General features: G+C 37.2%; 10 protein-coding genes and 1 pseudogene. 8 read left to right on the forward strand and 3 right to left on the reverse strand.

The features are described 5' to 3' along the window. The first annotated feature begins 19 nt into the window (after positions 1–19). Entirely contained in the window at positions 20–946 is a 927-nt protein-coding gene (gene rluB, locus AACV01_RS16435; RefSeq protein WP_004243055.1) for a 23S rRNA pseudouridine(2605) synthase RluB, read from the forward strand. A 233-nt stretch (positions 947–1,179) separates the two neighbouring features. After that, positions 1,180–2,091, forward strand: coding sequence for a hypothetical protein (locus tag AACV01_RS16440; RefSeq protein ID WP_223878685.1), 912 nt, complete (start codon positions 1,180–1,182; stop codon positions 2,089–2,091). 52 nt (positions 2,092–2,143) lie between these two features. Here the strand turns inward: AACV01_RS16440 and cobO are convergent, their stop codons facing one another. Together cobO and AACV01_RS16450 are read right to left on the reverse strand one after the other, a co-directional pair. Continuing rightward, a complete protein-coding gene (gene cobO, locus AACV01_RS16445) occupies positions 2,144–2,734 on the reverse strand; it encodes a cob(I)yrinic acid a,c-diamide adenosyltransferase (protein WP_004243052.1) in 591 nt (196 codons plus the stop codon). Between the two features lie 23 nt (positions 2,735–2,757). Further along, positions 2,758–3,519, reverse strand: a complete 762-nt coding sequence (locus AACV01_RS16450) for a YciK family oxidoreductase (RefSeq protein WP_026090429.1) — start codon at positions 3,517–3,519, stop codon at positions 2,758–2,760. A gap of 213 nt (positions 3,520–3,732) precedes the next feature. On the opposite strand from AACV01_RS16450, the gene sohB reads away from it, so the two are divergent. Further along, positions 3,733–4,779 carry a protease SohB gene (gene sohB / locus AACV01_RS16455; RefSeq protein WP_004243049.1) on the forward strand — a complete coding sequence of 349 codons (1,047 nt, stop codon included), beginning with the start codon at positions 3,733–3,735 and terminating at the stop codon, positions 4,777–4,779. Between the two features lie 332 nt (positions 4,780–5,111). On the opposite strand, the gene AACV01_RS16460 is transcribed toward sohB, so the two are convergent. Then, positions 5,112–5,360, reverse strand: a complete 249-nt coding sequence (locus tag AACV01_RS16460; RefSeq protein ID WP_036896103.1) for a YciN family protein — start codon at positions 5,358–5,360, stop codon at positions 5,112–5,114. Positions 5,361–5,665: 305 nt separating this feature from the next. Between AACV01_RS16460 and topA the strand changes: the two genes are divergently transcribed. From topA to AACV01_RS16485, 5 genes and pseudogenes are all read left to right on the forward strand, one after another. Beyond that, positions 5,666–8,263: a type I DNA topoisomerase gene (gene topA / locus AACV01_RS16465; RefSeq protein ID WP_004243046.1), complete on the forward strand. Its 2,598-nt coding sequence runs from the start codon at positions 5,666–5,668 to the stop codon at positions 8,261–8,263. Positions 8,264–8,436: 173 nt separating this feature from the next. Then, positions 8,437–8,961, forward strand: coding sequence for a superoxide dismutase family protein (gene sodC / locus AACV01_RS16470; RefSeq protein ID WP_017628093.1), 525 nt, complete (start codon positions 8,437–8,439; stop codon positions 8,959–8,961). Positions 8,962–9,839: 878 nt separating this feature from the next. Next, positions 9,840–9,914 (forward strand): annotated as a pseudogene (locus tag AACV01_RS17915) (hypothetical protein); the annotation flags it as partial. Between the two features lie 52 nt (positions 9,915–9,966). Further along, positions 9,967–10,716, forward strand: a complete 750-nt coding sequence (locus AACV01_RS16480) for a hypothetical protein (protein WP_161682182.1) — start codon at positions 9,967–9,969, stop codon at positions 10,714–10,716. A gap of 104 nt (positions 10,717–10,820) precedes the next feature. Then, positions 10,821–11,465, forward strand: a 645-nt coding sequence (locus AACV01_RS16485) for a hypothetical protein (RefSeq protein WP_161682184.1), incomplete at its 3' end; no start/stop codon positions are given.

Consider the following 11,465-nt stretch of genomic DNA (forward strand, 5'->3'; position numbering starts at 1 on the left):
CGACACATGAGGTTGTTTCATGAGCGATAAATCGCAACGTACTGAAAAATTACAAAAAATTCTTGCTCGTTCTGGTCATGGTTCTCGACGTGAGATTGAAGGCTATCTTCAAGAAGGCCGTATCAGTATTGATGGCGTAAAGGCAAAATTAGGCGATCGTATTGATGCCAATTCTACAGCCAAAATCCGTTTAGATGGTCGTATATTAAGTATTCGCGAAGCACAAAAAGATGTTTGTCGAGTGTTAGCTTATTACAAGCCAGAAGGTGAGCTATGTACACGTAGTGATCCACAGGGCAGACCGACCGTATTCCAACGTCTTCCGCGTTTAAATAGTGCGCGTTGGATAGCCGTTGGTCGTCTTGATGTTAACACCAGTGGTTTATTACTCTTTACCACTGATGGTGAGTTAGCCAATCGCTTAATGCACCCAAGTCGTGAAGTTGAGCGTGAATATGCGGTACGTGTTTTTGGTGAAATTGATGATGCAAAAATTCGTCAATTGACTCGTGGGGTACAATTAGAAGATGGACCAGCGTCATTCCGTTCGGTTTCTTATCGCGGCGGTGAAGGCATTAACCAATGGTACAATGTATCGCTAACGGAAGGACGCAATCGAGAAGTCCGTCGTATGTGGGAAGCGGTAGGTGTGCAGGTTAGTCGCCTTATTCGTGTTCGTTATGGTGATATTGATTTGCCTAAAGGACTTCCACGTGGCGGATGGGTTGAGCTAGGCTTAAATCAAATTAACTATTTACGCCAGCTGGTGGAACTAAACGATGAGACAGTAACCAAAGTGGCTGTCGAAAAAGATCAGCGTCGAATTAAAGCAAATCAAATTCGTCGGGCGGTGAAACGTCATACCAAAATTTCTGCGCGTACTTCAACTTCACCGGCTAAGCGTGCCTCAAGCCGCCGCCAATCAGCGGGAAGTAAAAGCAAATAAACGAATAATTATTGATAAATTCAAATTAAATTTTCAGTTAGATACAGAAGTCTGCTAATTTTTAGCAGACTTCTTTTTTTGATAGCTTTATTTTTATAATAAATAAAACTATGATGCTTATATTAATACGATGATAAGCTGTTTCTATCATATTAATATTTTATTTGTATTTATTACGATAAGGTATACGCGATAATATGCATCGTTATATTTATTTTACAACAGTGTTGTGTATGAACTTTCTTAGTTTAGGCTGTGATGAGGCAACAACATCGACAACACAAACAGGCATTTTTTATATCAGTAACAATAACAATGTGCCGTTACAATTTAAAATTGATACTAATCATTTTTCGATTAATAAAGGTGAGGTAAAAAAAATAACATTAACCAATGGAGAGCATATATTAGAATCAAACTCAGGTGAAAAGAAAGTATTTATGGTTTACCCTGGAAATAATGGGGGGATTATTAATCCCTCTCAGGAAATATACTATAGCTTTACTTCCGTGTTTACTTCAGAAGAAAATAAAGAACACTTTTATTTAGATACGCGCTCTGTTTGGATCAATGGACAATTAATACATGGTGCCATTAATAGCACAGATGCTGTGTTTATCGACAACAATATCTTTCGTTGTGACATTCCATTAAATGAGCCTATTCCTCCTTATTTACCAGATTGGAAGAATTCTGGGGTAGGCAATGTATTGACTAAATGCTTCTCTCAAGAGGAGTTTCAAACGTTTTTAGCCAAATATCCTTATGGTATTCATTTCGATAATAATCACGATTTATTAACCAAACAAGCTAAGAAAGAACAGTTTAGTTGGATAAATGAAAAAGATACACGTACTGAGGATTTTAATCCTACACTGAGTGAAATAAATTTTAATAATAAAGAATTAGTACAAGAAGCTAATACTATTTATGAAATAGTTTACTCGTATTTAGCGTCTCGTGATCCTGATAAGAAACAAGAGCTTTATAATATTTATCATCTGCATATCATGTCTATGGCATGGATTTATAGCCAACAAATACAAAATGATATACTGGATGATAAAGAAGCCTACTTTCAATTAATAAAAGAGACCGGAAGAATATTTGGTGCAGGTATATTAGGTGAACCTGTATTGATATAAATATATTACGGCAATCTGAACACATAATACGAGTTTATTATACGCATTTATTCTACCAATCAATTCCTTTTTGTGCTTTGATACCACTGTCAAACGCATGCTTAATAGGGCGCATTTCCGTAACGGTGTCTGCTAATTCTATTAATTGTCTATGACAGCCTCGTCCTGTAATAATAACACTTTGATGATCAGGACGAGAAGTAATAGCCGCAACCACATCTTCAAGTGGTAGATAATGAAAACTGATCATATAAGTAAGTTCATCTAAGACAACTAAATCATAGTCAGGTGAATTGAGTAATTGCAGTGCATATTGCCAAGTATTTAAACAGGCTTGTGTATCGGCAGCTTTATCTTGAGTTTCCCATGTAAAACCGGTTTCCATAACATAGAAGGGAACGCCGGCTTGTTCTAAAAGATTACGTTCTCCATTTTCCCATGTCCCTTTAATAAATTGCACAACACCGACTTTTTTATGATGACCAACCGCACGTGTAGCGGTTCCCATGGCGGCAGTGGTTTTCCCTTTACCATTACCAGTAAAAATCATCAAAATGCCTTGTTCGCGTTGCGCCTGCGCAATTCGGGCATCAACTTTTTCTTTCAAACGTTGTTGGCGCTGTTGGTGTTGTGCATCACTCATAGGATAAACCTTATATTCTCAAGTTATTCAGCAGGTCCGGCTTTACGATCGGGTTGTGCATCTAAAGATTGACCACTCACTTCAATGCTGTCATCACTCATTAGATAGAGATATAACGGCATTAGATCTTTTGGCGTTTTAAGTTTTTGTGCATTTTCATCGGGGAAGGCACTTGCTCGCATACTGGTGCGTGTTCCACCCGGATTGATGCAGTTAATACGCAAGCTACTGTCTTTATATTCTTCATGTAACACTTGCATTAAGCCTTCTGTGGCAAATTTAGAGACAGAATAAGCCCCCCAACCATAACGGCCTTGGCGACCTACACTGGAGGTTGTCAAAATAAGGCTTGCATGAGGTGCCTTAAGCATTAGGGGGATTAAGGCTTTAGTCAACATAAAGGTTGCATTAACGTTGACTTGCATCACATCATGCCAAAGTGTACTTGGTTGGTTAATTATCGGCTCAACGACACCGAGTAGGCCGGCATTTTGTAATACACCGTCCAAATGAGGAAAACGTTTTACGATAGTATCAGCAAATTCCTGATAATCGTTCTCGCTCGCGGTGAGTAGATCTAAAGGGTAAAGCATCGGTTGTTGCCCGCCTGAAGTGATAATCTCATTTTGTACATCTTCAAGCTTAGATAAGGTACGTCCTAACAAGATTAATGTCGCACCATAGCGAGCATATGTGAGAGCAGCTTCTTTACCTATGCCATCACCAGCCCCCGTTACTAGAATTATTTTATCTCTTAATACGGTATGATCGGGTTGATATTGCAACATATTAATATCCTGTTTATTGAAAAATAAATAAAGTGTAACGTCTTATGTGCTTAAGAACCAGTTTAGCGACTCATTTTTAAAGTGATTAACGGCTAGTGATACAGATAATAACTGCCAGAATGGCGCCTTTGTTACTGGCATCAGCGTAAAATTTCGTTAAACTAGGTGCTATAATTTCACTGTGTTTTATTAACCTTAAAAGAGGCCTTTGTGGAGTATATTTTACAATATGGACTGTTTTTAGCTGAGATTGCGACAGTTGTTGTCGCTATTATTGCTATTGTTTCGTTTTTTGTGGTTATCGGTAGTAAAAAGCAACATCGAAAAGGCACATTAAAGGTGACTGATCTTGCTGAGTCTTACCACGATAAACAACGTGTTATGCAACAAGCCAAAATGGATGAGGCTGAATTAAAAGTGTGGCATAAAGCGTTTAAAAAACAACAAAAGAAAGAGCAAAAACTGAGTAAAAACAATGCTAAAGAAGGGCGCAAAGGCGTTGTTAAACCTTGTTTATATGTTATTGATTTTAAAGGTAGCATGGATGCCCATGAAGTTGGTGCATTACGTGAAGAGATAAGCGCTATCCTCTCTGTGGCACAAGCGGGTGATGAAGTACTGCTTCGTCTTGAAAGCCCCGGTGGTATGGTTCACGGTTATGGCCTAGCAGCAGCCCAGTTAACTCGTTTAAAAGATAAAGGGATCAAATTAACTGCAGTGGTCGATAAAGTCGCCGCCAGTGGGGGTTATATGATGGCCTGTGTCGCTGATAAAATTGTTGCGGCACCTTTTGCGATTATCGGCTCTATCGGTGTGGTCGCTCAAATACCCAATATTCATCGTTTATTAAAGAAAAATGACATTGATGTTGAGTTACATACTGCCGGTGAATATAAACGCACGTTAACCCTATTAGGGGAAAATACGGATGAAGGTCGTGAGAAATTTAAACAAGATCTCAATGAAACTCATCTGCTATTTAAGTCTTTCGTACATAAATATCGCCCTGAATTAGATATCGATAGTGTTGCAACCGGCGAGTATTGGTATGGAACGGATGCTGTAGATAAAGGGCTGATTGATGAAGTGGGGGTCAGCGATGATTGGCTCATCAGTCGTATTAATGATTTTGAAGTATTATCCGTTCAATATATCCTGAAGAAAAAAATGGTAGAACGAGTTACTGGTGGCGCAATGGAAAGCGTGGATAAATTAATGATGCGTTGGCTACAAAGGGGTAAAAACCCACTGTTATAAGCATTATCAAATAACGTGTTGCTATCAAATTAGCGATATTCAGCAGTTAGATGTAAGCTGAGTATCGCTATTTTTTTATTATTTATTCAGCGTTTTTCGAATAAAAAAAGCCAGTGAGGTACACACTGGCATAAAAATAATTGATAATTTTTAACAACAATCGGGCAATATTTCCTCTTTCTAGGAAGACTCAATATAGCGATAAAGAGAAAATAAATATAATTGATATTACATATTGAATTGATAGGCTCTGAAAATCTTCTCTATATCTTATATTGATAGTTAATAACCGATTTCTTGGCAATAAGTGCCAAAATAGTCAGCAAACATCATCACGCTAGATGGTATTTTTCAGATAACACATGTGCTAAATGTTTAAACATATTGAATGCAGCGGTACTTTTAGCCGTGGGTAAACCCTGTTCATCTAAAAAAAATTCGCCTTTAAATACCAGTACATTGCCTTTTTGTTCAACAGAATCTGCGTACATACCTTGTAAATAGTCTTCATGTTCACGTATGATTTTATTCGCTTTTTCAAGTAGCATCTCTGCGGAAATAGGTGTAGTTTGTGTCGACATCATTTATGCTCCTTAGAAAAATAATTTGTTGCGCCTCGCTTTTTATCAGGTAGAGTGTGGCATTTTTAAAAGCTTAGCTACTCTATATACATAGACATCGCTATGTTTTAGACCTGAATCAGTGATGAGGTGATTAAAATACCTCAAAAAAAGTAACGTGTTTTGCGTTTAAACAAAAGCTTTGAATAAAAACAGGTTGATATATTGCAAAACTAACGCAATATAAAAAGAGATTTCAAAAGTTTTCTGAGCTGAGGGTATTAAACAATACCGTCATGACAAAGTTTAATTAGGTAAAGGTAATTATGGGTAAAGCTCTTGTTATCGTGGAGTCCCCGGCTAAAGCCAAAACAATCAATAAATATCTTGGCAATGACTACGTAGTAAAATCTAGCGTGGGTCACATTCGTGATTTGCCAAAAAGTGGTTCTGGCAGCCAGAAGAGCGAAAACTCATCCGCCACGAAAGGCGTGAAAAAGGTTAAAAAGGATGAGAAATCAGCCTTAGTCAGCCGTATGGGTGTCGATCCTTATAATGGTTGGCATGCAAACTACCAAATTCTGCCGGGTAAAGAGAAGGTAGTCGCTGAACTAAAAGCATTGGCTGAAAAAGCAGATCATATCTATCTCGCAACGGACCTTGACCGCGAAGGAGAAGCTATCGCGTGGCATTTACGCGAAGTGATCGGCGGTGAAGATGATAGATTTAGTCGTGTCGTGTTTAATGAAATTACGAAAAATGCCATTACACAAGCATTCCAAACACCGGGTGAGCTGAATATTGACCGTGTTAACGCGCAACAAGCACGTCGTTTTATGGATCGTGTGGTTGGCTATATGGTTTCTCCGCTGTTATGGAAAAAAGTGGCGCGTGGTTTATCTGCGGGGCGTGTACAGTCAGTTGCGGTACGCCTACTCGTCGAGCGTGAACGTGAAATTAAAGCATTTGTGCCAGAAGAGTATTGGCAATTACACGCTTCACTGCTGACACCCGATGAACAACCCTTGCGTATGGAAGTGACGCACTATCAAGATAATGCCTTTAAACCAGTCTCCTCTGAGGAAACTCAGGTGGCGGTTAAGGCGTTACAGAATGCCACTTTCATCGTTAAAAACCGTGAAGATAGGCCAACATCCAGTAAACCAAGTGCCCCTTTGATCACCTCTACATTGCAACAAGCGGCAAGTACTCGCTTAAGCTTTGGGGTGAAAAAGACCATGATGTTGGCTCAACGTCTTTATGAAGCAGGTTATATCACCTATATGCGTACTGACTCTACCAACCTGAGTCAGGATGCAATCCAAATGGCACGTGATTATATTCACGATAAATTTGGTGCAAAATATCTGCCTAAAGAGCCGAATGTTTATTCAAGTAAAGAGAACTCACAAGAAGCGCACGAAGCTATTCGTCCTTCTGATATCAATGTGACGGCTGAATCTTTAAAAGATATGGATAGCGACGCGAAGCGTTTATATCAACTGATTTGGGATCAATTTGTCGCCTGTCAAATGACACCGGCAAAATATGACTCAACCACACTTACGGTTGTATCAGGGGATTATAAACTACGCGCTAAAGGTCGCACATTACGTTTTGCGGGTTGGACAAAAGTCATGCCAGCAATGCGCAGTAAAGATGAAGATAAAACATTACCAGCGGTTGATGTAGGGGCGCAATTAGCGTTAGCTGAGTTATCGCCAACGCAACACTTTACTAAGCCACCAGCGCGTTTTAGTGAAGCGACATTAGTTAAAGAGCTAGAAAAACGAGGTATTGGTCGACCTTCAACTTATGCTTCAATTATCTCTACCATTCAAGATAGAGGTTATGTCAAAGTTGAAAACCGCCGTTTCTATGCAGAAAAAATGGGTGAGATTGTTACCGATCGCTTAGAAGAAAACTTTAGTGATTTGATGAACTACGATTTCACGGCTCAAATGGAAGATCATCTCGACCATGTTGCCAACAACCAAGAAAACTGGAAAGCGGTATTAGATGCATTCTTCACAGATTTTAGTCAGCAACTAGAAGTCGCTGAAAAAGATCCAGAAGAAGGAGGAATGCGACCTAACCCTATGGTTATTACTTCTATTGAATGTCCTACTTGTTCTCGTCATATGGGAATTAGAACAGCGACGACAGGGGTATTCTTAGGGTGCTCTGGCTATGCTTTACCACCAAAAGAGCGTTGTAAACAAACGATAAATCTTATTCCTGAAGATGAATTACTTAATATCTTGGAAGGAGATGATGCGGAAACTAATGCATTACGTGCCCGTCGTCGTTGTCCGAAATGCGGTACGGCAATGGACAGTTATCTTATTGATACTCATCGTAAATTACATGTTTGTGGTAATAATCCTGCATGTGATGGTTATGAAGTTGAAGAAGGTGAATTCCGCTTAAAAGGTTATGAAGGCCCAGTGATTGAGTGTGATAAATGTGGCGCTGAAATGCATCTAAAAATGGGGCGTTTTGGCAAGTACATGGGTTGCACCAATGAAGAGTGTAAAAATACACGTAAGATCTTAAAGAGTGGTGAAATTGCACCACCAAAAGAAGATCCGGTTCCACTACCTGAGTTGCCTTGTGAAAAATCGGATGCTTACTTTGTGTTACGTGATGGCGCGGCGGGTATTTTCCTTGCGGCCAATACGTTCCCTAAATCAAGGGAAACCCGTGCACCGAAAGTCGCTGAGTTAGTACGTTTTAAAGATAGATTATCGGAAAAAATGCGCTACTTAGCACAAGCACCGGTGACCGATCCTGAAGGGAATCCAACCATAGTACGTTTTAGTCGTAAAACTAAACAGCAATATGTCTCTTCTGAAAAAGAGGGGAAAGCAACAGGTTGGTCAGCCTTTTATATTGATGGCAAATGGGTTGAAAAAAGTAAATAGTATCGATAGTTATTGATATTTTAAGATAAAAAAGCGACTTACTGACATAAGTCGCTTTTTTTGCATTAAGACGATATGCTAATTAACGTACATTGAAACAGTATTAATGGTGAGTCTCTATTTGTTGATATCGACGACTTTATGCTGAGCATAAATAATAAGAGGAAGATACTATGAAACTGATACCTTTGTTACTCTCTGGACTACTCTTTACATCGGTTGCCAGTGCGGCGAGCTTAGATGTTACGTTAAAAGAAGCCTTACCTACAGGGGCGGGTGATGATATTGGTGTTGTCACTATTACCGAAACCGATTATGGGCTGTTATTTACGCCAAAACTTACTGGGTTAACACCGGGTGTTCATGGTTTTCATATCCATGCTAATGGCTCTTGTGAGCCAGATATGAAAGATGGAAAACCTGTTCCAGCATTAAAAGCGGGTGGTCATCTTGATCCTGAAAATAAAGGTGTTCACTTAGGGCCTTATAACAAAGAAGGGCATTTAGGTGATCTACCTGGTTTGGTTGCCAATAGTCAAGGTGACGCTGATTATGCCGTTCTTGCTCCTAGACTGACTAAGCTTGATCAAATTAAAGATAAAGCCTTAATGGTTCACGTTGGGGGAGATAACTACTCAGATAACCCAGAAGCGCTTGGCGGTGGTGGTGCTAGAATGGCATGTGGTGTGATTAAATAATTCATTTATTTATAATCCAAAAGCTATCTGATGATGGCTTTTGGGTTAATGGTTATACTCACTAAAATAGTGCATAGTTTTATCCCATCGCTATGTGATGAAATCACATTTAATATTGATTAAAAAACGACTACTTTAAGCGGTTTTTCTTATGTATTTTTTGGGTGTTAACCATATCATTTTTTCTTTTTCTATTTTCCCCGTCATTTTCTACTATTACTTATTTGATTAATTATTTATAAAAAATAATATATCTAACATAATATAAATCTTTATTTATTTCGTTTCTTCTTATTTATGCAATCCGAATTTTATTATTATTCATAAAATGAATATAAAAAGCCCAAAAGAAGATTAAAAAATAGACATATTATATAAGCTAAATAAAATAAATGGCTTATTTAGAGTTATATTTTAATTAAACCAATCTTATTAGCTAAATATATTGATAAAATTGAGCTATTTAAAGTGGCAAGGTAACTCAATTGAGCGTGATCAATTTTTAATTGTTTAAAATCAATTTGTTATTAACTATTTTTTAAATTTCCCATATTCGAAATAAAATATATTTTACTGTACCTAGTGTTTACTGGATTATGAGTAATTTGTTTATTTATTGGTCATATTTTATATTGAAAAACACTTTTTATGATTATTTATGTAGCATGATATAGTGATATTTCAATTATTTTACGCAAAGTGACTTATGCTAGAGAGATACTAAATATGGGAGCTGTTTACAGTTTATTAATAAGCTTTTATTATCCTTTATTCAAGTCTTATTGTACGCACTGGCTAAGGTAGCGGATATAACGGACGAAGTGTTTTTAGTGTAATCGTTTAGTTTAATTTGTTATTTTTGATAAAAGGATATTGTTATGCCAACACCTTGCTATATTTCCATTGAAGGGAAAACACAAGGTAACATCACGGCAGATCCTGTCAGTAATATATTACCCACATTATTTATGCCAGAAGGCATAACGACGATGAAAAGGTTCAAATATGCTAATGGCAATGATTAAATTATTTGTTCTTATTCCTTATCTATTGTTAGGTGGTTGTAGTGGGCTTATCAATATATATCTTGATAATAAATTCCCCGTCAATATGAATAATGATGGCAAAAAAATCACGGTTTATTCAACTATTTCCCCTGAAACAGTAGTGGAAGTTATTGGTACTTATACATCTAATAAGTGTGAACGTTCTCATTTTAATGCTTCTTATACTAAAGTCACTTATTCCTCTTTAACAAAAAAAGTGGAGATAGAGCGTAAAATAACTGAGGATAATAAAACTGCGACCTACACTGTGCCTATTGATGGAGGGGGATGGTGTAATTGGAAGCTAGTAGAAATAAAACTAGCGCCAGTCTCTAATATTCATAAGATATATACGCGAATTAGTGAAATTATTCCAATTACCGATGATAAGCATTCAAAAATAGAGCTGTTTATCACTTTAGCTCCTGTCATAGTGGAAAAATATAATGGTAAATCAATCTATTACTCATCATCAATAATGGAGGGTGAACAAAATCTATCCAATAAATCAAATGGGGAAATCTATTTTAATTATAAAGTTGAACCTAAACTAACCACGATTATTTCAAAGGATAATAAAGCTATTTTCCCTAACGGCAATATTAAAACACTGAGTGGATCGACTTATAGTAAAATGATTGGTTTTAATGAAATAATCGAGAATAGTGATGAAAAAGCGTTTACTTCTTTTGTTCGATATATTGATTGATTAATCTGTTTGGGGGAGTAAGTGGTTTTTTGCTGTCTAAAGTGTAAGAAGGGATATGTGATTGCGATTTTAAGCAGGTGAATGGAGTTGAATGGGGATTAACTATGTTAATGACAATGATTAAATTATTTGTTCTTATTCCTTATCTATTGTTAGGTGGTTGTACTGGGCTTATCAATATATATCTTAATAATAAATTTCCCGTCAATATGAATAATGATGGCAATAAAATCACGGTTTATTCAACTATTTCCCCTGAAACAGTAGTGGAAGTTATTGGTACTTATACGTCAAATAAATGCCAACGTTCTCATTTTAATGCTTCTTATACTAAAGTCACTTATTCCTCTTTAACGCAACAAGTGGAGGTAGAGCGTAAAATAGCAGAGGATAATAAAAACGCGACCTATATCGTGCCTATTGATGGGGGAGGATGGTGTAATTGGAAATTGATAAAAATAGAACTAGCGCCAATCTCTACCATTTATAAAAATCATATGGTGATTAGTAAGGTTATCCCAATTGTCGATGACAAACATTCAAAAATAGAACTATTTACTACATTAGCCCCTGTTATAGTGGAAGAAGATGATCAATCTATCTATTATTCACCATCAATCACGGAAGGTGAGAAAAAACTATCTAATAAATCAAATGGAGAAATTTATTTTAATTATAAAGTTGAGCCTAAACTAACCACGACTATCTCAAAAGATGAAAAAGTTATTTTTCCTAATGGGAGTATTAAA

Origin of the sequence: Proteus sp. G2609 (genome assembly GCF_963896135.1) — a bacterium.
Lineage (GTDB): Bacteria > Pseudomonadota > Gammaproteobacteria > Enterobacterales > Enterobacteriaceae > Proteus > Proteus mirabilis.

Excerpts from the sequence above, each read along its gene's own strand:
- topA (WP_004243046.1), top strand. The coding sequence starts at position 5,666 with ATGGGTAAAGCTCTTGTTATCGTGGAGTCCCCGGCTAAAGCCAAAACA.
- cobO (WP_004243052.1), bottom strand. The coding sequence starts at position 2,734 with ATGAGTGATGCACAACACCAACAGCGCCAACAACGTTTGAAAGAAAAA.
- AACV01_RS16480 (WP_161682182.1), top strand. The coding sequence starts at position 9,967 with ATGCTAATGGCAATGATTAAATTATTTGTTCTTATTCCTTATCTATTG.
- rluB (WP_004243055.1), top strand. The coding sequence starts at position 20 with ATGAGCGATAAATCGCAACGTACTGAAAAATTACAAAAAATTCTTGCT.
- AACV01_RS16460 (WP_036896103.1), bottom strand. The coding sequence starts at position 5,360 with ATGTCGACACAAACTACACCTATTTCCGCAGAGATGCTACTTGAAAAA.
- AACV01_RS16440 (WP_223878685.1), top strand. The coding sequence starts at position 1,180 with ATGAACTTTCTTAGTTTAGGCTGTGATGAGGCAACAACATCGACAACA.
- sodC (WP_017628093.1), top strand. The coding sequence starts at position 8,437 with ATGAAACTGATACCTTTGTTACTCTCTGGACTACTCTTTACATCGGTT.